Source organism: Aestuariivirga sp. (assembly GCF_047602625.1).
Classification (GTDB): Bacteria; Pseudomonadota; Alphaproteobacteria; order Rhizobiales; family Aestuariivirgaceae; genus Aestuariivirga.
This window is the reverse complement of sequence record NZ_JASGGV010000002.1, coordinates 100,452-119,489: the sequence shown is the minus strand read 5'-3', so window position 1 is coordinate 119,489 and position 19,038 is coordinate 100,452. Positions and strand designations below refer to the sequence as shown.

At 61.8% G+C, this 19,038-nt stretch carries 24 protein-coding genes and 1 pseudogene; 8 read left to right on the top strand and 17 right to left on the bottom strand.

Annotated elements, in window-relative coordinates:
- The first annotated feature begins 12 nt into the window (after nucleotides 1-12).
- The 4 genes from QM694_RS05175 to rpsD all read left to right on the top strand — a co-directional run bounded on the left by QM694_RS05175 (nucleotide 13) and on the right by rpsD (nucleotide 3,694).
- Nucleotides 13-1,254, top strand: a complete 1,242-nt coding sequence (locus QM694_RS05175; protein ID WP_415005885.1) for an MFS transporter — start codon at nucleotides 13-15, stop codon at nucleotides 1,252-1,254.
- 45 nt (nucleotides 1,255-1,299) lie between these two features.
- Nucleotides 1,300-2,112, top strand: a complete 813-nt coding sequence (locus tag QM694_RS05170; protein ID WP_415005884.1) for an RNA methyltransferase — start codon at nucleotides 1,300-1,302, stop codon at nucleotides 2,110-2,112.
- Nucleotides 2,109-2,927 (top strand): glutamate racemase, encoded by an 819-nt coding sequence (murI, locus tag QM694_RS05165; RefSeq protein ID WP_415005883.1) that lies wholly within the window; start codon nucleotides 2,109-2,111, stop codon nucleotides 2,925-2,927. Before QM694_RS05170 ends, murI begins: the two co-directional genes overlap by 4 nt.
- Before the next feature lie 149 nt (nucleotides 2,928-3,076).
- On the top strand, nucleotides 3,077-3,694 hold the full coding sequence (rpsD, locus tag QM694_RS05160) for a 30S ribosomal protein S4 (RefSeq protein ID WP_415005882.1): 618 nt from the start codon (nucleotides 3,077-3,079) through the stop codon (nucleotides 3,692-3,694).
- Nucleotides 3,695-3,794: 100 nt separating this feature from the next.
- Here the strand turns inward: rpsD and QM694_RS05155 are convergent, their stop codons facing one another.
- From QM694_RS05155 to QM694_RS05115, 9 genes and pseudogenes are all read right to left on the bottom strand, one after another.
- Nucleotides 3,795-4,382, bottom strand: coding sequence for a hypothetical protein (locus tag QM694_RS05155; RefSeq protein WP_415005881.1), 588 nt, complete (start codon nucleotides 4,380-4,382; stop codon nucleotides 3,795-3,797).
- A gap of 73 nt (nucleotides 4,383-4,455) precedes the next feature.
- Nucleotides 4,456-4,725, bottom strand: a complete 270-nt coding sequence (locus QM694_RS05150) for an usg protein (RefSeq protein ID WP_415005880.1) — start codon at nucleotides 4,723-4,725, stop codon at nucleotides 4,456-4,458.
- Nucleotides 4,726-4,848: 123 nt separating this feature from the next.
- Nucleotides 4,849-5,220 (bottom strand): hypothetical protein, encoded by a 372-nt coding sequence (locus QM694_RS05145; RefSeq protein ID WP_415005879.1) that lies wholly within the window; start codon nucleotides 5,218-5,220, stop codon nucleotides 4,849-4,851.
- Nucleotides 5,221-5,225: 5 nt separating this feature from the next.
- Nucleotides 5,226-6,461 (bottom strand): MFS transporter, encoded by a 1,236-nt coding sequence (locus QM694_RS05140; RefSeq protein WP_415005878.1) that lies wholly within the window; start codon nucleotides 6,459-6,461, stop codon nucleotides 5,226-5,228.
- A gap of 15 nt (nucleotides 6,462-6,476) precedes the next feature.
- On the bottom strand, nucleotides 6,477-8,276 hold the full coding sequence (locus QM694_RS05135) for a DMT family transporter (protein ID WP_415005877.1): 1,800 nt from the start codon (nucleotides 8,274-8,276) through the stop codon (nucleotides 6,477-6,479).
- A gap of 3 nt (nucleotides 8,277-8,279) precedes the next feature.
- Nucleotides 8,280-9,176 carry a DMT family transporter gene (locus tag QM694_RS05130; protein ID WP_415005876.1) on the bottom strand — a complete coding sequence of 299 codons (897 nt, stop codon included), beginning with the start codon at nucleotides 9,174-9,176 and terminating at the stop codon, nucleotides 8,280-8,282.
- Nucleotides 9,176-10,078: a DMT family transporter gene (locus tag QM694_RS05125; RefSeq protein WP_415005875.1), complete on the bottom strand. Its 903-nt coding sequence runs from the start codon at nucleotides 10,076-10,078 to the stop codon at nucleotides 9,176-9,178. Before QM694_RS05125 ends, QM694_RS05130 begins: the two co-directional genes overlap by 1 nt.
- 89 nt (nucleotides 10,079-10,167) lie before the next feature.
- Nucleotides 10,168-10,498 (bottom strand): annotated as a pseudogene (gene grxD, locus QM694_RS05120) (Grx4 family monothiol glutaredoxin).
- 201 nt (nucleotides 10,499-10,699) lie between these two features.
- A complete protein-coding gene (locus QM694_RS05115) occupies nucleotides 10,700-10,936 on the bottom strand; it encodes a BolA family protein (protein ID WP_415005874.1) in 237 nt (78 codons plus the stop codon).
- A 131-nt stretch (nucleotides 10,937-11,067) separates the two neighbouring features.
- On the opposite strand from QM694_RS05115, the gene QM694_RS05110 reads away from it, so the two are divergent.
- Both QM694_RS05110 and QM694_RS05105 read left to right on the top strand, forming a co-directional pair.
- On the top strand, nucleotides 11,068-11,760 hold the full coding sequence (locus QM694_RS05110; protein ID WP_415005873.1) for a CDGSH iron-sulfur domain-containing protein: 693 nt from the start codon (nucleotides 11,068-11,070) through the stop codon (nucleotides 11,758-11,760).
- 193 nt (nucleotides 11,761-11,953) lie between these two features.
- Complete coding sequence (locus tag QM694_RS05105) at nucleotides 11,954-12,124, top strand: DNA-binding protein (RefSeq protein ID WP_415005872.1); 171 nt, start codon at nucleotides 11,954-11,956, stop codon at nucleotides 12,122-12,124.
- A gap of 8 nt (nucleotides 12,125-12,132) precedes the next feature.
- On the opposite strand, the gene QM694_RS05100 is transcribed toward QM694_RS05105, so the two are convergent.
- The 3 genes from QM694_RS05100 to QM694_RS05090 all read right to left on the bottom strand — a co-directional run bounded on the left by QM694_RS05100 (nucleotide 12,133) and on the right by QM694_RS05090 (nucleotide 14,972).
- Nucleotides 12,133-12,450: a hypothetical protein gene (locus QM694_RS05100; RefSeq protein ID WP_415005871.1), complete on the bottom strand. Its 318-nt coding sequence runs from the start codon at nucleotides 12,448-12,450 to the stop codon at nucleotides 12,133-12,135.
- Nucleotides 12,451-12,538: 88 nt separating this feature from the next.
- On the bottom strand, nucleotides 12,539-14,764 hold the full coding sequence (gene purL / locus QM694_RS05095) for a phosphoribosylformylglycinamidine synthase subunit PurL (protein WP_415005870.1): 2,226 nt from the start codon (nucleotides 14,762-14,764) through the stop codon (nucleotides 12,539-12,541).
- Nucleotides 14,765-14,816: 52 nt separating this feature from the next.
- On the bottom strand, nucleotides 14,817-14,972 hold the full coding sequence (locus QM694_RS05090; RefSeq protein ID WP_415005869.1) for a hypothetical protein: 156 nt from the start codon (nucleotides 14,970-14,972) through the stop codon (nucleotides 14,817-14,819).
- A 168-nt stretch (nucleotides 14,973-15,140) separates the two neighbouring features.
- Between QM694_RS05090 and QM694_RS05085 the strand changes: the two genes are divergently transcribed.
- Nucleotides 15,141-15,617 (top strand): serine O-acetyltransferase, encoded by a 477-nt coding sequence (locus QM694_RS05085; RefSeq protein WP_415005868.1) that lies wholly within the window; start codon nucleotides 15,141-15,143, stop codon nucleotides 15,615-15,617.
- Here QM694_RS05085 and QM694_RS05080 read toward each other — a convergent pair whose 3' ends face one another.
- The 5 genes from QM694_RS05080 to purC all read right to left on the bottom strand — a co-directional run bounded on the left by QM694_RS05080 (nucleotide 15,618) and on the right by purC (nucleotide 18,496).
- Nucleotides 15,618-16,169, bottom strand: coding sequence for an NADPH-dependent FMN reductase (locus QM694_RS05080; protein WP_415005867.1), 552 nt, complete (start codon nucleotides 16,167-16,169; stop codon nucleotides 15,618-15,620).
- 92 nt (nucleotides 16,170-16,261) lie between these two features.
- On the bottom strand, nucleotides 16,262-16,924 hold the full coding sequence (gene purQ, locus QM694_RS05075) for a phosphoribosylformylglycinamidine synthase subunit PurQ (RefSeq protein ID WP_415005866.1): 663 nt from the start codon (nucleotides 16,922-16,924) through the stop codon (nucleotides 16,262-16,264).
- Nucleotides 16,921-17,469: an RNA 2'-phosphotransferase gene (locus tag QM694_RS05070; RefSeq protein WP_415005865.1), complete on the bottom strand. Its 549-nt coding sequence runs from the start codon at nucleotides 17,467-17,469 to the stop codon at nucleotides 16,921-16,923. The genes purQ and QM694_RS05070 overlap by 4 nt, the downstream gene beginning before the upstream one ends.
- A gap of 11 nt (nucleotides 17,470-17,480) precedes the next feature.
- Nucleotides 17,481-17,723, bottom strand: a complete 243-nt coding sequence (purS, locus tag QM694_RS05065; RefSeq protein WP_415008575.1) for a phosphoribosylformylglycinamidine synthase subunit PurS — start codon at nucleotides 17,721-17,723, stop codon at nucleotides 17,481-17,483.
- Nucleotides 17,720-18,496: a phosphoribosylaminoimidazolesuccinocarboxamide synthase gene (gene purC / locus QM694_RS05060; RefSeq protein WP_415005864.1), complete on the bottom strand. Its 777-nt coding sequence runs from the start codon at nucleotides 18,494-18,496 to the stop codon at nucleotides 17,720-17,722. The genes purS and purC overlap by 4 nt, the downstream gene beginning before the upstream one ends.
- Before the next feature lie 218 nt (nucleotides 18,497-18,714).
- Here purC and QM694_RS05055 point away from each other — a divergent pair, with 218 nt between their 5' ends.
- Entirely contained in the window at nucleotides 18,715-19,038 is a 324-nt protein-coding gene (locus tag QM694_RS05055) for a DUF1476 domain-containing protein (RefSeq protein ID WP_415005863.1), read from the top strand.

Here is a 19,038-nt window from a genome sequence, read left to right as displayed (position 1 = left end):
CGGCTCCGCGCCATGTCCGCATTGACTGCGCCCAAAGGCTCCGCCAACGCCCTCCATCACCGCACCTTCGTGTTTTACTGGCTCACGACCTGGGCCACGTCTTTCGCGGTGCAGATCATGTCCGTCTCGGTGGGGTGGGAGATTTACGATCTCACCCGCGATCCGGCCTATCTGGGATTCGTGGGGCTGGTGCAATTCCTGCCGCCCCTGCTGCTGGTACTGGTGACGGGGCTGGTGGCCGACAAGTTCAACCGCCGCTTCATCATGGGCATCTGCCTGCTGCTGGAAGCGGCCTGCGCGGCGGGGCTTCTGGTGTTCACCCTCTCGAAACCCGAGCATGTGTGGCCGGTGTTCGTGATTCTCGCCTGCCTCGGCCTGGCGCGGGCCTTCTATAATCCCGCCGCCGATGCGCTGGCGCCAAACCTCCTGCCCAAGGAAGCCATTGCGCATGGCATTTCGCTGAACTCGATGAGCTGGCAGATCGGCAGCATCGTGGGGCCGGTGGTGGGTGGGCTGCTCTATGGCCTCGGCGGCGCCATCGCATATTCGGTTGCCGCCATATTGATCGCGGTTTCCGTGCTGTTCGTGCTGCTGATCGGCAAGGTGCCGCAGCCCAGCCGCGATGAAGAGACAAATCTGCAAACCATGCTGGCCGGATTCGGCTTCATCCGGCGCGAGAAGATCGTGCTGGGGGCCATCTCGCTTGATCTCTTCGCGGTGCTGCTGGGGGGCGCCGTGGCGCTGATGCCCGTCTATGCGCGCGACATCCTGCATGCCGGGCCTTCGGCCCTTGGGTTTCTTCGCTCAGCGCCCGGCGTGGGCGCCATTGCCATGGCGCTGTGGCTGTCAAAGTTTCCGATCCGCGATCACGCCGGCATCATCCTGTTTGGCTTCGTGGCGGGCTTCGGATTTTTCAGCGTGGTGTTCGGCCTTTCCACATGGCTGCCATTGTCCGTGGCGGCGCTGGCGATGATGGGCGCCTGCGACATGGTGAGCGTCTATGTGCGCGAGACGCTGATGCAGCTCTGGACGCCCGATGATGTGCGCGGCCGCGTCAATGCGGTGAACCGCGTGTTCATCGGCGCATCGAATGAGCTGGGCGAATTCCGCGCCGGCATGGTGGCGGCCTGGCTGGGGGCCGTGCCCGCCGTGGTGGTGGGCGGCATCGGCACCATGGCGGTGGCGTATCTCTGGTCGCGCTGGTTTCCGCAGCTTCGCACGGCCAGACGTCTGGACGGGCGGAAAGACGGATAAAGCCACCCCTTCCGGTTTTCCCTGCTTCCCGCTATCGCAGGGCGCATGGCAGGAACCGACAAGACGCGCAATCAGGTGCTGGGCGCAGCGCCCATCGCCATTCTGGTCAACCCGCAGCTTGGCGAGAATATCGGCACGGCGGCGCGGGCGATGGCGAATTTCGGCATCCATGAATTGCGGCTGGTGGAGCCGCGCGACGGCTGGCCCAACGAAAAGGCGCTCACCTCATCCTCCGGTGCGCACTGGATCATCGAAAAGGCATCTGTGCACGGGACGCTTGAAGATGCGCTGAAGGACGTGAACTTCGTCTATGCCACCACCGCAAGGCCGCGCGGCATGATCAAGGAAGTCATCACGCCAGAGCAGGCAGGCGATGACATGCGGGCCCGCGTGGGGCGCGGCGAGCGGGTGGCGATTCTTTTCGGCCGTGAACGCTGGGGCCTCAACAATGACGAAGTTTCATTGGCTGATGTGATCGTGACCGCGCCCGTCAATCCCGCCTTTGCTTCCATCAACATCGCCCAGGCCGTGCTGCTGATGGGCTATGAGTGGTACAAGGACCAGGCCGAGACGCTGGGCCAGCAGACGCCCGAACTTGCGGCACTCGAGGGGCCGGGCCTTCAGACGCCCGACACGCGGCTCGCCACCAAGGAAGAACTCTATGGTTTCTTCGGCCATCTCGAACGCGAGCTTGACGAGGCGGGATTCTTCAAGACCGAGGACAAGAAGCCCGGCATGATGCGAAACATCCGCAACATCTATTCGCGCGCCGGATTGACGGAGCAGGAGGTGCGCTCGCTGCGCGGCATGGTGGCCTCGCTCACCCGCGCGCATGAGAAGCGGAAGCTCAAGGAATGACCACGCCACGCATCCTGCTGTTTGATTCCGGCATGGGCGGGCTCACCGTGGCGCGCGCCGTGCGGCAGCAATTGCCGGGTGCGCATCTCACCTATTCCGCCGACAATGCAGGATTTCCCTATGGTGCGTGGAAGGAAGACGCACTCACGAAGCGCATCGTCATGGTGATCGGCGAACTGATCGCCCGCACCGAGCCGCATCTCGTTGTGATCGCCTGCAATACCGCGTCCACTATTGCGCTGGCGCAATTGCGCGAGGCCTATCATCTGCCGTTCGTGGGCACGGTGCCTGCCATCAAGCCGGCGGCGGCGCAGACGAAATCGGGCATCATCGGTGTGCTCGCCACGCCCGGAACGGTGTCGCGCGAATATACGCATTCGCTGATCCACACCTATGCCTATCATTGCAAGGTGTTCCTGCATGGCGCGAAGCGGCTGGCGGAGATCGCCGAACTGAAACTCAAGGGCAGAGCTGTTGATCCGGACGAGCTGAAAGAGGAAATCGGCCCGGTGTTCCGCCGCCGGGATGGCAAGCGCACCGATGTGGTGGTGCTGGGTTGCACGCATTACCCGCTGCTGATCGAGGATATGCAGAAGGTGCAGCCGTGGCCCGTTTCCTATATCGATCCGGCTCCGGCGATTGCCCGGCGGGTGGCCGATGTGCTGGATGAAACGCCGCTCCGGGATGCCGCCCATTCCGTCCCGCCGCATGGCACGGTGATCCTGACGTCGAACCGCGGCAGCGCCGCCGAGTCGCTGTCGGCCTATGCGGCGATGGGTTTTCCGGCCCCGGAATTCATCGATCTGCCGGTTTGACAGGGGCCGGATCGTCCTCTATACGGCCCCCATTCGCGGGCTGCCCATGGCGGCCCGTGTTTGCTTGCCCGTGGGCCTTTGATGGCCCTGTCGGCCGGGAAACCGGTGTCCAGGAGGGTGGGTTCTCATCATGTCTTTGGAGACCGTAAATGACAAAGCGCGCGACCGCGAAATACAAGATCGACCGCCGTATGGGCGAAAACATCTGGGGCCGCCCCAAGAGCCCCGTCAACAAGCGTGAATATGGCCCCGGCCAGCACGGCCAGCGCCGTAAGGGCAAGATGTCGGACTTCGGCATCCAGCTCAAGGCGAAGCAGAAGCTGAAGGGCTATTACGCCAATATCTCGGAGCGCCAGTTCCGCAAGGTGTATGAGGAAGCCACCCGTCTTACGGGCGACTCGTCCGAACATCTGATCGGCCTGCTGGAGCGCCGCCTCGACGCGATTGTCTATCGCGCCAAGTTCGTTCCCACCATGTTTGCGGCCCGCCAGTTTGTGAGCCACGGCCATGTGAAGGTGAACGGCCGCCGGGTGACCATCCCTTCCATGCGCATCAAGGTGGGCGACGCGATCGAGCTGACGGCCAAGGCCAAGGAACTGGCCGTGGTGCTGGAAGCCACGCAGCTCGCCGAGCGCGACACGCCGGATTATATCGAAGTGAACCACACCGCGATGACCGCCAAGCTGGTGCGCATCCCGGCGCTGACCGACGTTCCCTATCCTGTGCAGATGGAACCGCACTTCGTGGTGGAATACTACTCGCGTTAATCCGCGAGCCACTGGAATCGGAAAGGCCCGCTGCGAAAGCAGCGGGCCTTTTGTTTTGGATGGTATGTCGCTCCGCCCCGGGAGGGGCGGAGCCGAAACGTCAGTAGCAATAATCCCAGTATCCGCGGGTCTTGTGCGAACTCGCCCAGTACCAGCAGAGGTCACCCGCCGGTGCGGGCGGCACGCGGTTGTACGGCACGGCGATGATGAGGCCGAGCTGGATGCCGGAATAGTAGCCGCCGTAATAGGGCTGGTGCACCCATGGGCGGTAGAAGGGAATATAGATCACCGGACGCCAGTGCCAGTGGGGCGGCCTGTGATGGTGAGGCGGCTTGTGCCCCGGCGGAGGTTTATGCCCCGGTGGCTTATGCCCCGGTGGCGGCTTGTGCCCCGGTGGCGGCTTGTGCCCCGGTGGCGGCTTGTGGCCATGCGGCGGCTTGCCGGGCTTTCCCGGTTTGCCATGCGGCGGCGGCTTCGGCTTTTTGGGCGGCTTGCCGGGCTTGCCCATCGGGGGTTTGCCGGGTTTTGCAGGCCCGCATTTCTTGCCGGGCGGGCATTGGAAACCCACCGATTCCACCGTGGTGACGGTGGTGGCTTGTGTCTGGGTGGAACTCGCAGCGAAGGCAATATCAGGCGCGATCAGGCCTGTTGAAATCAGGATTGCAGAAGCAAGTTTTGTAAACCGCATGAAGAAACTCCCCCATTACGTCTGGCAGACTAAGAGGTAAGCCCGCCATTGCAAAATGAATTTGCCGTATGGCTCAGTGCAGGCTCCATTCCTGCCCGACATGGCGGAGTTCCACCGGCCTCAGGATACCGGAATGGGCGACGCGTACTGAGGCGAGCGTGCCCTCCAGATTATGCGACCAGAAATCGAGAAACTTGATGAGCTTGGGGAATTTCGGCGCCAGATCATAGTCCTGCCAGATGAAGGTCTGCAGGATGCGGTGGAAATCCGGCATGTGATACATGATCTCGGCCGTCGTGAGATCCAGGCCACGCAACTGACTCGAAAAATCCCGGTCGATCATACGTTCCTCCTTGCCATGAGCGGCAACCAGAATTTGAGAACGCCCTGATGATCGCGTCAAGAAGATGAAAGATAAATTAACGTGGAATTTCAGCGCTCTAGCACTTGTCCTTAAAGAGTGCTGCTAAGGTGCCAGATAATTCGACACCTTGGCGTCCGCCAGGGCGAAACATCCGGCAATCGTCGGGCTGATGGGCAGGTCGCGGTAGGAGCCGATGGCCCCTTGCGCCTTGAGGCGGCCCGCGAGGCCCGGCTCGTCGCCTGCCACCACCCAGATAAAGGGGAAGGCAGTAGGGCGAATCGGGCGTCCCTGTGCCTGGGTAATGCGGGCGAATGCCGATTCGGATGGCGTGCCCGGCTCGAACACGGCAATCAGCGTGCCCGATGCGTCAGGCGGCAGCGCACCTTCGCGCATCAGCAGGGCCATCACGGCGATCCACATGGCCAGCACACTGAAGAACAGCGTGAGCGCCAGCCGGTGGCCTGGCCATTTCATGCCGCTCACGCGGTGGCGAAGGCGGGCGCGCGCTGTTCGCGGATCGGCAGGTTGATGAGCGCCGCGAAGACGCCCAGTGCCACGCTCATCCACCACACCGGCGCATAGGTGCCGAACTGGTCATAAAGCCTGCCGCCCAGCCAGACGCCGAGGGACGAGCCGATCTGGTGGCTCAGGAACACGAAGCCATAAAGAGTTGCCATGTAACGGGTGCCGAACATCACCGTCACCAGCCCCATGGTGAGCGGCACGGTGGAAAGCCACAGCAGGCCCATGCTGGCCGTGAAGGCGAAGGTCGAGGCTGTCGTGACCGGCATCACCACGAAGACGGCGATGGCGAGCGAGCGGAGAATATAGATCACGCTCAGCGGCACGCGCTTGCGGTATTTTCCGCCGATCATGCCGGCGGCGTAAGACCCAAACACATTGAACAGGCCAATGGCGCCCATGGCGAAGCCCGCCGTTTCCTTGGGGATGCCGAACTGCCCCAGATAGGGTGGCAGATGCACGGTGATGAAAGCGAGCTGAAACCCGCAGACGAAGAAGCCCGCCACCAGCAGGAGATAGGAGCGGTGGCCAAAGGCGCGGGAGATCGCCTCGCGCATGGTGATGTCGGCTTCATCCACAGGCCTTGCACCCGCCGTCTTGTTCTGCACGAAGAACGGCAGCGCAAAGGGAATGATCAGCAGGCTGCAAACGCCCAGGATGACCAGCGCCTGATGCCAGCCATAGGCGGTGATGAGGGCTGCACCCAAAGGTGCGAAGATGAATTGCCCGAGCGAACCCGAAGCGGTGGCGATGCCAAAGGCCCAGCTTCGCTTTTCCGGCGGCACGATGCGGCCGAGCGCTGCCATGACGATGCCGAAGGATGAAAGTGCAATGCCCGTTCCAACCAATATGCCGCCCGCCAGATTGAACATCAACCCGGTTTCGCTGAAGGCCATCAGAATCGTGCCGAGCGCGTAGAGGATCGCGCCGCCGATCAGCACCCGCGCCGCGCCATATTTGTCGGCCAGCGCACCGGCGATGGGCGTCGCGATGCCCCACAGCAGGTTCTGCATGGCCATGGCGAAGCTGAAGATTTCACGCGGCCAGCCGTGGGCTTCGGAAACCGGCTGCGTGAACAGCCCGAAGCTGGACCTCACGCCGAAATTCACGATGGCAATGAGGCAGCCTGCAACAACCAGCGTGGCGGGCAGGAAATACCAGGGAGTCGGGCGCGTTTCGGAAATGGCTGTCATGGCCGGGCTTATAATTTAGCCGGGTTGAGCCGCCAAATGACTTCTCTTGATAGGTGCATTGATGAGTGGGCCGAACTGCGCCACCGCCACGCCTGCGATGATCAGCGCGCCGCCTGCCAGCAGCGGCCATGTGAGTTGCTCGCCCAGCAGCAGCATGCCGCCCAGCGCCGCCACGATGGGCTGCACGTAAAGAAAGATTCCGGCAATCGAACTTTCCATGTGGCCCAGCGCATAGTTCCAAGCCGAAGTGGCGAGGAAGGTGCCGAAGATCACCACGAAGCCGACGGCCAGCCATTGCGTGGTCTGCATCGAAGCAACCGCCTGCGGGAATTCCGGCGTCACGAAAAACACCATCGGCAGGGCGGATAATCCCATGGCGAGGCATGCCACCTGGAAGGCCCCGTATTTACGCGACACCGGCCGGATGACGACGGTGTAGATTCCCCATCCCATGGTGGAGAGTGTCACGAGGATCAACCCCGTCAGGCTCACGTCACCCGTGGGCACGAAGCTGCTGCCCAGCATTAGCGCCAGCGTGCCGAGCAGCGCCAGCCCCATGCCGGCCACCAGCCATGTAGTGAGTTTCTCGCCCGCGAGGATCACGGCGAAGAGGGCGATGAACACCGGCTCCAGCCCGAACAGCAAACCCGTCCAGCTGGCGGGCACGGATTTCATGCCGAAGGCGGCCAGCACCTGATAGCCGAGATTGCCCGCAAAGGCGGCAATGGCGATCCGGCCCCAGTCGCGCCACTCGATCCTCCGTACACCGACGATCAGCAGCACGGTGATGGCGATCAACCCGGCGGGATAGAGCCTCAGCACCATGGCCGTCTGCGGCGAGAGGCCGAGGATCAGATAGCGCATCGCCACCGGGATCAGCCCCCACATGGTCACGGCGAAGATGATGGCGGGAAGGCCCATGGCCGATCCCTTGAGCCGCAGCATGGGCCCGAATTGCGCCAGTGCCACGCCCGCCAGAATGAGCGCGCCGCCCATCAGCATGGCCGGCGTAATGGTCTCGCCCAGCATGAGCGCCCCCGCCGTGACGCCGATGATGGGAACGAGATAGATGAAGGCGCCTGCCGTGGCGGCGGGAAGGCGCGATGAACCGTAGTTCCAGCTGATGGCGGCGATTAATGTGGAGAGGCCTGCCATATAGGCCATGTCCAGCCAGTTGCTCACCGACATGCCCTGAATGGTATGCAGCGTGGAGGGCCGTGCGAGCATCGCCATCATCGCCAGCGTGGCAATGATGATCGACCATGCGGAAATGCTGTAGGCGCCATATTTCCGGATCAGCGGCTTGGTGAGCACCACATAGAGCGCCCAGCACAGGCCGGAGACGAACACGAACGCCGAGCCCAGCAGCATGGTGTTGCCGCCGTTACCGAAGCCGATGTCGCGCCACACCAGAAGGCCGGTGCCGGAAAAGGCCAGCGCCAGCCCGGCGATGGCCGGGAGGGAAAGTTTCTCGCGGGCGATCACGCTGCCCAGGAGCGCGATCAGCAGCGGCTGCGTGCCGATGATGAGGCTGCCGATGCCGGCCGTGACCTTCTCAAAGCCGAAGGCGGAGCCGAGGTTGTATCCCAGCATGCCGACCAGCGAGAGCAGCAGCAGGCGCGGCCAGTCTTCTCTGGCGATCCGCCAGTTGCCCATCACCAGCAGGCCCACGGCGTAGATCAGGCTCACGATGCCATAGCGGATCACCAGATGATCGCCCGGCCCCAGCGCCACCGACAGGGAGCGGATGAACACGGGCCCGATGCCCCACACCACCACGGTGAACAGAAGGGCAAGGAGGGCTTTGGTCTGCATCGCCTAGTTTTGCCCGAGAAGGCGGGGGCCGAATTGTGCGGCGGCGACGCCCGCCAGCATCAGCGCGCCGCCCAAGATCACATGAAGCGTCACGGGTTCTGCGAGGATGAGCGCGCCGCTCGTGACCGCAATCACCGGGATCAGATAGAGGAAGGTGCCTGTAGCCGCGCCCGGCAATTGTCGGCTGCCATAGTTCCACAACCATGTGCCGAGGATGCCGTTGGGAATGATGAGATAGAACAGCTCCGCCCATTGCCGCGCATCGAGTTTCGCCGCCAGCGCAGGGAGTGGCTCGGAGGCGAGGCCGATCAGCACGGGGGCGGCGATGATCATGGTGAGGGCGGTGATGGAGAAGCTGCCATATTTCACCAGCAGCGGCTTCGCCGTGATGGTGTAGATGGCCCAGCAGATACAGCAGAGAAGCAGCATCAGCACGCCCATGGGCGGCACGGCGGAAGGCGTTGCGGAGGTCAGGTCCTGCCAGAACAGGACGACAGCGCCCGCGATGGCTACGCCAACGCCAATCAGGATGAAGCGCGACAAGGGTTCACGCAGCAGCAGGAAGGCAAGTGCCGCAATCAGCAGCGGTTCCACCGTCATCACGATGGTGCCGACGCCCGCGGGCACCAGCGCGAAACCGGCATTCACGAAATGATTATATCCCGCCATGCCGGCGAGGCTGGCGAACAGCAGCCGCGGCCAATCCCGTTTCTCGATCCGCCAGCCGCCGGTGATGGCAAGGCCAATGACGTTGATGACGGTGAGGATGGCATAGCGCAGCGCCAGCGAATTTTCCGGCGAGAGCGCCAGCGCCAGCGTGCGAAGGAACACGGCGGCCGAGCCCCAGAACAGCATGGTGAGGAGGAGAGCCGCGATGGCCAGCTGTTTCTGCCGGTCCATCAGCGGCTTCCGGCGCGGCGGCAGATGAGGATGCCGATCAGGATCACCGCCGCGCTCACAAATTTGAGGAGCGTAAGTGACTCGCCCAGAATGGCCCAGGCGGCCACAACCGCGACGGCCGCCTGCATCAGCTGCGTCATCGAGGAATAGGCGGCGGGGAGATGCGCCAGCGCATAGGTCATGGTGGCCTGCCCGCCGACATGGCTGACCAGCGCCATGGCCAGCAAAATGCCCCATCCCGCGAGTGAGCCTGAGATCATCGTCGGCGCGGTGAACAGCGCCAGCGGGAAGAGCAGGGCAGCCGAAACGAGGGTTGTATAAAGCATGATGCGCTGCGTGCCATGCTTGCGGCGCAGCTTCGAGAGCAGCAGCAGGTAGGTGGCGTAGCTCATGGCCGCGCCGACGGCCAAGGCATCGCCCGTCAGCCGGTCAATCGGGGCCGCACTTCCGGCCTTCTGAATGGCGAGGGAGAAGACGCCCGCCACCGCAAGCGCCAATCCCATGATGAACATGGGATTCATCCGCTGGCCGAAGATCAGGAAGGCGCCCAGCGCCACCATGATGGGGGCGGTGTTGGAGATCAGCGTGGCGTCGGCGACGGTCGTATAGGCAAGCGCCAGGTGCCAGCAGATGATGTCGAGGCCGAAGATCAGGCCGGTGAAGATCAGCAGCCCGCGCTCCTTCGCCGTGAGCGGGCCTGACGGCGCATCGGGATAGAGCCTGGCGAGCAGCAGGACGGCGGGATAGGCCAGTGCCAGCCGGTAAAAGCCCGAGGCGATGGGCGAGAGATCGGAAAGCCTGACGAAGATCGGTGAAAAGCCCACCGCCACGCCCCCGGCGATCAGGGCCAGAAACGGCAGGCTCGAGGATTTGACGGGCGCGGTGACGGAGGGGGCGGTCATTGGCGATGAGGCATGAGATTTGTTCAACCCATGCCTGCAAGAGCGCCACCGGTCAATCGGGTGGCGGCGCTCGCCTGTTATGCGCGTCCTCAGGCGGCGGCCTGGATACCCTTTTCGGTGAGCAGCGTCTTCAACTCCCCAGTCTGGTACATTTCCATCATGATGTCCGAACCGCCGATGAATTCGCCTTTCACATAGAGCTGCGGCACGGTGGGCCAGTTCGTGTAATCCTTGATGCCCTGGCGGAGCTCGTTCGAAGTCGAGCACGTTCACGCCCACGAAGGGCACGCCGAGGTGGCTGAGGATTTGCACCGAACGGCCGGAGAAGCCGCACATCGGCATTTCCGGTGTGCCCTTCATGAAGAGCACCACGTCATTCGTCTTCACTTCATTGTCGATCCAGCTCTGGATGTCGGTCATTTTTTACCTCGGGCGTAAGTTGGTGCGATAGAGCAGCGATGGTTTGGGAACTGAATTCTTCTTTAGCACTGTCGTGACGGGAGGATCGGACTTCGTTGCCAGAAGATCGTAGAAATCACTCGTCCGGTTGCGGTTCTCTCTAACCCGTTTGTAGCTCACTAACTCAAAGAGGAAGGCAATCAACTCCAGAAGTGAGCCCATTTATCCCTCCGGCGCCGCCGTCTGCAAGGCCAGCGCGTGAAGCTCCCCGCCCATGCGGCCCTTGAGGGCGGCATAGACCATCTGATGCTGCTGCACGCGCGATTTGCCCTTGAAGGCTGACGACACGATGTTGGCGGCATAATGGTCGCCATCTCCGGCGAGATCGCGGATCTCGACCCTGGCGTCGGGCAGCGCTTCCTTGATGAAGCGTTCGATTTCGGTGGCGGACATGGCCATGCGGAACGATCCGGCAATTGTTCGGTTGGGATCAAAAATAGGTGATGCCGGGCCTGATTGCCAGTCATTTGAAATGGGCGCAGCTTGGGGGCGTCCATGTCCCAGCCATCAGCCAGGCCACAGGAGGCTCCATGTCCAAGCCCGCCGTCACCGTTACCGTCACCAGGGATGGCCCCTATGAGGTGTCGGGCGCCGTTCCCATCGCCCAGCAGATCATCGGAACGGACCGGGCAGGCAAGTCGGTGAAATGGGAGGAGGGCAAGGCCTTTCCGGCCAAGCCGAAGGTGTGGCTCTGCCGCTGCGGGCATTCGGCAAAGAAGCCGTATTGCGATGGCAGCCACAGCCGCGTCGGGTTCGACGGCACGGAGACGGCTTCTCGCCAGCCCTATCTGGCGCAAGCCAAGGTGCTGGACGGGCCGATGATGCAGTTGACCGACGCCGAGTCGCTGTGCGCCTTCGCCCGTTTCTGTGACCCTCGAGGCCAGGTGTGGGCGCAGGTGGCGGAGACGGATGATCCGGAGGTGCGCAGGACCTTCGTGAAGCAGACCTGCGATTGTCCTTCGGGCCGTCTCGTGGCGTGGGACAAGGCGACGGGCAAGGCCATCGAGCCGGAGCTGCCCGTATCCATCGGCCTCGTCGAAGACCCGCAGGAAGCGTGCAGCGGCCCCCTCTGGCTGCGTGGCGGCATCGCGGTGATCGCCGAAGACGGCTTCGCCTATGAAGTGCGCAACCGCGTCACCCTCTGCCGCTGCGGCGCCTCGCAGAACAAGCCCTATTGCGACGGCAGCCACGCCGCGATCAAGTTCACGGACGGGATAGGATAGGTTTCGCGCAACAAGTTTATTCATTCGGAGCGGAATGGCTTTATACTTGATGCTTGGCCATTTCCCCCTCTCTCCATGGCAGCCCTTGCGGCTGCCATCCAGAACTCTCAGACAGTCTCGACGTTGAAGTGCTGGATGGCTGGGTCAAGCCCAGCCAAGGAGAGGGTCAAAATAGGGGACAGGAATTGGAAACATGAAGAAGATATTGAAAACACGAAAATCCGATGCCGCGAATTATCTTCGCAGCGAAGAGGCGGCGCAGACATATCTTGAGGACATTTTCTCCAGCAAAGACCCCGCACTGATTGCTCACGGTTTGGCCGTTGTTGTCCGCGCAGGGTTTGCTGGAGCCGTGTCTCGCTAAATTTAAGACTATGCTTTGGGGTCTGACGGAAAAGTCGTCACCGTCACATCAAGCGGGAAAGTTGCGAGCTTTTGCAGGAGCGCCGCAGGCAAAGTGACCGACCACGCCGCATATTCCGTGCTGGCGAAATGGCCGATATCAAGTTCCGCATCCACGAATCCCGGCGCTGCGAGAACGCTTCGCAATTCGCCGGCGTAGCTTTCGAGAAAGGCGATCAGGCGGTCACTGAGGATGGCAATGCCTTCATCGACCGTGGCTTCGGCAACCGCAAGCGTAATGCCCAGGTGACCGTCCTTCTGGCGCTTTTCGTGAAGCTGCAGCGCCAACAATCCGGGCTGTCTCTCCGGCGAAAGCGCGGTGTAAGTCACAATCCGCAGCAATGCGCTAAAAAGCGAAGGTGAGTCCGCCACCCGTCTAAAGTTCCCCCGCCATAAAGGCCGGGAACCATGTTTCATGCGCGGTGCGGAGGTCCGAGAGGGGAATGGCAGTATGTCCCAGAATATTCAAAATGGGCTTCTCCGCAACATGCCCAATATCAAGAACAGCAACTCCAGATTTTTTTGCTTGACCGAAAATGTTAAGCAGGTTTTCTCTTCTACATGTCACAATATATCTAGCTTGATCTTCTGAAAAAAGCTGAACATGCGCAATATTTTGGCGGGGTGGTTTGGATGCGTCATGTCCCAGCCTGATATCTGCGCCTAGTCCTGACGCCAGCGCCATCTCGATCACCGCCGCGGCGAGGCCGCCGTCGGAAATGTCGTGCACCGCCGTCACCTGATGCGAGCGGATCAGCCCGCGCACGAAATCGCCGTTGCGCTTTTCAACCGCCAGATCAACGGGCGGCGGCGGGCCTTCCTCGCGGCCCAGCACCTCGCGGAGATAGATGGACTGGCCGAGATGCTTTCCCTCGCCGCCGATCAGGATCACTGCATCATCAGCCTGCTTGAAGGCGATGGTGGCCATCGCCGTGAGATCGCCGATAAGGCCGATGCCGCCGATGGCGGGGGTGGGAAGGATCGCCTGCCCATTTGTCTCGTTGTAGAGCGACACATTGCCGGACACGATGGGGAAATCCAGCGCCGTGCAGGCCTCCGAAAGGCCCTGAATTGCGCGCACGAACTGGCCCATGATCTCGGGCTTTTCGGGATTGCCGAAATTCAGGTTGTCGGTGATGGCGATGGGCTCGGCGCCCACGGCGGTAAGGTTGCGCCAGCATTCGGCCACCGCCTGCTTGCCGCCTTCAAAGGGATCGGCCTCCACATAGCGGGGCGTCACATCGGTTGAGACGGCGATCGCCTTTTTATCGCGGATGCGCACCACGCCCGCGTCGCCCCCCGGGATCTGCGCGGTGTTGGACTGGATGAGGTGGTCATATTGCTCCCACACCCAGCGGCGCGACGCCATGTCTGGCGAGCCCATGAGCTTGAGGATCGCCGCTTTCAAATCGTTGGGGGCTGGCACATCGCCGAGTGGGGCCGGTTTCTTCGGCTCCACCCACGGCCGGTCATATTCCGGGGCCTGATCGCCCATCTGCTTGATCGGCAGGTCAGCCTTCACCTCGCCGCCATGTTTGATGACGAAGCGCAGCGTGTCGGTGGTCTTGCCGACGATGGCAAAATCCAGCCCCCATTTGTGAAAGATGGCTTCCGCCTCTTTCTCTTTCGCGGGATCGAGCACCATCAGCATGCGTTCCTGCGATTCCGACAGCATCATTTCGTAAGCCGTCATGCCTTCCTCGCGGCAGGGCACCTTGTCGAGATCAAGCTCGATGCCGAGGTCGCCCTTGGCGCCCATTTCAACGGCGGAGGAGGTGAGGCCTGCTGCCCCCATGTCCTGAATGGCGATCACCGCCCCTGACGCCATGAGTTCCAGGCAGGCTTCGAGCAGGCATTTCTCCGTGAACGGATCACCCACCTGCACGGTGGGGCGCTTTTCCTCCGCCTTGCCGTCGAATTCGGCGGAGGCCATGGTGGCGCCGTGAATGCCGTCACGCCCCGTCTTGGCGCCGAGATAGACCACAGGCAGGCCCACGCCCTTGGCCTTGGAATAGAAAATCGAGTCGGCGCGGGCGAGGCCCACGGCCATGGCGTTCACCAGAATGTTGCCGTTGTAGCGGGAATGGAAATTCACTTCACCGCCCACCGTCGGCACGCCGAAGGAATTGCCATAGCCGCCGATGCCATGCACGACGCCCGAAACGAGATGGCGCGTCTTGGGATGCGACGGTTCGCCGAAGCGCAGCGCGTTCATCGCCGCGATGGGGCGCGCGCCCATGGTGAAGACATCGCGCAGGATGCCGCCCACGCCGGTGGCCGCACCCTGATAGGGCTCGATGAAGGAGGGGTGATTGTGGCTTTCCATCTTGAAGACGATGGCATCGCCGTCGCCAATGTCGATAACGCCCGCGTTCTCGCCCGGGCCCTGAATGACCTTCGGCCCTTTGGTGGGCATGGTCTTCAGCCATTTCTTGGAGGATTTGTAGGAACAGTGCTCGTTCCACATGGCCGAGCAGATGCCGAGTTCGGTGAAGCTCGGCTCGCGGCCCAGAAGCTTCACGAAGCGATCATATTCATCAGGCTTGAGGCCGTGCTGCTTGACGAGGTCCGGGGTGATCTTGGGTTCGGGGGCGCGGGTCATGGCCCGGCTTTAGCGCCCCCTCCGGCGAATCTCAAATGCCGATTGCGGGCTGTCAGGCGGCGCGCGCGGAAGGGCGTTGGGCAGGCGTATTGACGATCTTGTCGATGCGGTTCTGCAGGGCCTGGCGGGTCTGCGCGGCACGGGCCTGTTCCTCGGCCGAGGTTTCCTTCGTCTTGCGGTCGAAGAGGGTCTTAAGAATGCTTGCCATGGTGCGCGTCCCCGATTTTTCGCTGTGGCCGTTAAGAAGTGGGCAACCACATCAAGCCCGGTTTTTCAGCGTTAATCCATGTTTAACGCCAAATGCGGTGAAGCAGCCGTGAAGCCGATCCATAAAATTTTAGGCAATCCGGGATATGGACTGCTGATGGGTAACACGATGGCCGAATTCTCTCGCATTTCCGCCGACGTGCCGGACTGGACGCGGGAAGCAAAAGGATTTTTCGAGTGGAATCCCGGCAAGTCGCTGGTGGCAACGCTCCGCGCCTATCAGCGCGCGCCCAAAATCTTGCGTCCATGGCATGTGCTGCGGCACCGCTTCTGGTCAGCCTTGTCGGGGGCTGACATTCCGCTGAACTGCCAGATCGGCGGGGGATTTCTCATTCCGCATCCCAATGGGATCGTCATTCACCCGGCCAGCCGCATCGGCCCCAATTGCCTCCTGTTCCAACAGGTCACGCTGGCGGGCACCGTAGTGCTTGAGGGCCATGTGGATGCGGGGGCAGGGGCCAAGCTGCTGGGGCCGCTGACGGTGGGCAAGCATTGCGAGATCGGCGCCAATGCCGTAGTGACGCGCGATGTTCCGGCGGGGAGCATTGCCATGGGCGTCCCCGCCAGAGTTTTTGCGCGCGCCTGACTACTTCACGTAGCGCTTGATGAGCGCGTCGAAGTTCTGCAGGAACTGGCCAAGGAACTCCTTGGTCTCCTGCTTCGCCAGCCCGCCCTTGTCATCGAGAAGCGCCGCGGCGTTGCTGATATAGGCTTCCGGTTGCGCCAGCACATGCATGTTCAGGAAGGCGAGCGTTTGGCGGAGGTGATGGTTGGCACCGAAGCCACCCAGGCCGCCTGGCGAGACGCTGAGGATGGCGGCGGGCTTGCCGTTCCAGGCGCTCTTGCCATAGGGCCGCGATCCGACATCCAGCGCGTTCTTGAGAACGCCCGGCACCGAGCGATTATATTCCGGCGTGGCGAACAGCACGGCATCGGCCTTCTCGATCGCCGCCTTGAAGGCGGTGACGGCGGCGGTGGGGCTTCCTTCATGGTCCTGATTGTACAGCGGCAGGTCGCCGATCTTCACGTCAACGAATTTCATGTCCTTGGGGGCCAGCGGCTCCATGGCCTCGGTGAGCTTGCGGGTGAACGAATCCTTGCGGAGGCTGCCGATGACAGTCGCGACGGTGTAGGCCATGAATGCTCCTTGATGTGTATGAAGGGAAGTTACGCTTATACCAGTCGACAACCGGATCAAGCGTGGAAAGTTTCACGGTTTCGTGAAGAGCCTCAGGCCGCCAGCAGGCTTTCAAACAGCGGGCGGCAATCGGTCTTGCCATGCAGCGGCTCGATCATGTTTTCGGGATGCGGCATCATGCCGATCACCGTGCCCGCCTCATTCATCACCCCGGCGATGTCGTTCATGGCGCCATTGGGATTTGTGCCCTCGGTGTAACGGAACACCACGCGGTTTTCGCCTTCCAGCCGCTTCAGCGTCTCGGCGTCGCAGATGTAATTACCCTCGCCATGCGCCACGGGGCAGGAGACAACCGCGCCTTTCGCCATGCGCTTCGTGAAAAACGTGCCGTTGTTCTCGACCTTCAGCTTCACCTCGCGGCACACGAAGCGGAGCTGCGCATTGCGCACCAGCGCGCCCGGCAGCAGGCCTGCCTCGGTGATGATCTGGAAGCCGTTGCAGACGCCCAGAACCTTGAGTCCTTTCAGCGCCTTGGCGCGGATATCTTCCATGATGGGCGAGCGCGCCGCGATAGCGCCGCAGCGCAGATAGTCGCCATAGGAAAAACCGCCGGGCACCACCACCAGATCAACCTTCGGCAATTCCGTTTCCGTATGCCAGACGCTGACGGGCTTCGCGCCCGTGACTTTCTCGAGCGCCAGCATCATGTCGGTTTCGCGATTGATGCCGGGGAAAACGACGACGGCGGATTTCATTTCTTACCCCACGCTTTCTCAAGTTGCAGATATTCCGGTGCAACGGCGTCAGTCAACCACACACCATTTTCCGACATGAAGAACGAAGCACCATCGGCTGCCATTTTTCCCGCGCTGATCGAAAGCAAGGCCCAGGGACCCCGCCGCCTTACAGCTGTTTTCTCCGCCGTGGCTCTATCCAGCGATAGATGCACATGAGTCCTGTCGATTTTCTTCAGCCCTTCCAGACGTATCTTTTCGTAGGCCTGCTCCGTGGTGCCGTGAAAGAGCATGGCGGGGGGAGGGCGCGAGTCCAGTCCGAGGTTCACTTCAACGGAATGACCCTGATTTGCCCTTATCAGGCCATCCCGTATGACGAACCGCTTCTTGGGATTGGTCGCCACGAGGCGAACCAGATCTTGTTCAGTGACACCAAATCGGGCGTTCATGCGTGAGGCAAAGTCGGCAAAATCTGTCCAACCCTCACGGTCCAGCTTGATCCCGAGTGCTTCGGGCTGATGCCGCAACACGAGGCTCATGAACTTGCTGATGCGAACCTCATCCATGAACCCAAATGTCAGGCCAGTTCGATCTCGTAATTCTCGATCACCGTGTTGGCGATGAGCTTTTCGCACATCGCTTTCACTTCATCTTTCGCCTTTGCCTTGTCCGTCTCGGCCAGTTCGATCTCGAAATATTTGCCCTGCCGCACTTCGCCGACGCCGCCGAAGCCCAGATGGCCCAGCGCGCCCTCGATGGCTTTTCCCTGCGGGTCCAGCACGCCCTTCTTGAGGGTGACCTTGATCCTGGCTTTCATCAGTTGTCCGTCTTCACAAGCTTGGGGCGGGAGCGTTCGGGCTGTTCGGTGGCCGAGATGATGCCAAGCCGGCGCGCCACTTCCTGATAGGCCTCGACGAGGCCGCCCATGTCGCGGCGGAAACGGTCTTTATCCATCTTGTCGTTGGTCTTGGTGTCCCACAGGCGGCAGGAGTCGGGGCTGATCTCGTCGGCCAGCACGATGCGCATCATGTCGTTTTCATAGAGCCTGCCGAATTCGATCTTGAAGTCGACCAGCTTGATGCCGATGCCAAGGAAGAGGCCGGACAGGAAATCATTGATGCGGATCGCCATGTGCATCATGTCGTCGATCTCCTGGGGCCCGGCCCAGTTGAACGCCGTGATGTGCTCTTCGGAGACCATGGGATCGCCCAGCGCATCGTTCTTGTAATAGAATTCGATGATGGAGCGGGGAAGCTGGTGGCCTTCATCAAGGCCGAGGCGCTTGGCAAGAGAACCCGCCGCCACGTTGCGCACCACCACTTCAAGCGGGATGATTTCCACCTCGCGCACCAGCTGCTCGCGCATGTTCAGCGTGCGGATGAAATGGGTGGGCAGGCCAAGCTCGTTCAGGCGCGTGAAGATATATTCGGAAATGCGTTGGTTGAGGACGCCCTTGCCCTCGATCACGGCTTTCTTCTGCGCGTTGAAGGCGGTGGCGTCGTCCTTGTAGTGCACGATCACCGTGCCGGGCTCCGGGCCCTCATAGAGGATCTTGGCCTTGCCTTCGTAAATGCGCGTGCGCCGGCTGTTCATCTGGAAAATCCTCATCAAAACCTCAACCGCCCTCCCACATTAGGACGGGGAGGAAATTCACACCACTCATATGTCCCGAAACCGGCCGAGTCGACAGCGGCATCGCCGGAGGGAGGGCTCCTTATAACACATTGCTGCGGCGCACAACGCCCAGAACTCATTGCCTTGGAAGGCCGCACTGGCTATTTCAGGGCGCAAGGAACCAACAGGAGACGTTCATGACCACTTTCGATGAGCGGGGCGAAGGTTTTCAGCGCAAATTCGCGCTGGACGAGGAACTTCGCTTCAAGGCCACCGCCCGCCGCAACAAGCTTCTGGGCCTCTGGGCCGCTGACAAGCTTGGGCTTTCCGGCACCGCTGCGGATGATTACGCCAAAGAGGTGGTAAAGGCCGATTTCATCGAGGCGGGCGAGGAAGACGTGTTCCGCAAGATTCGGGCTGATTTCGACGCCAAGAAGGTCGCACAGTCCGATCACCAGATCCGCCGCACCATGGACGAGCTGATGGCCGAGGCCGTGCAGCAGATCAAGGCCGGGGCGTAA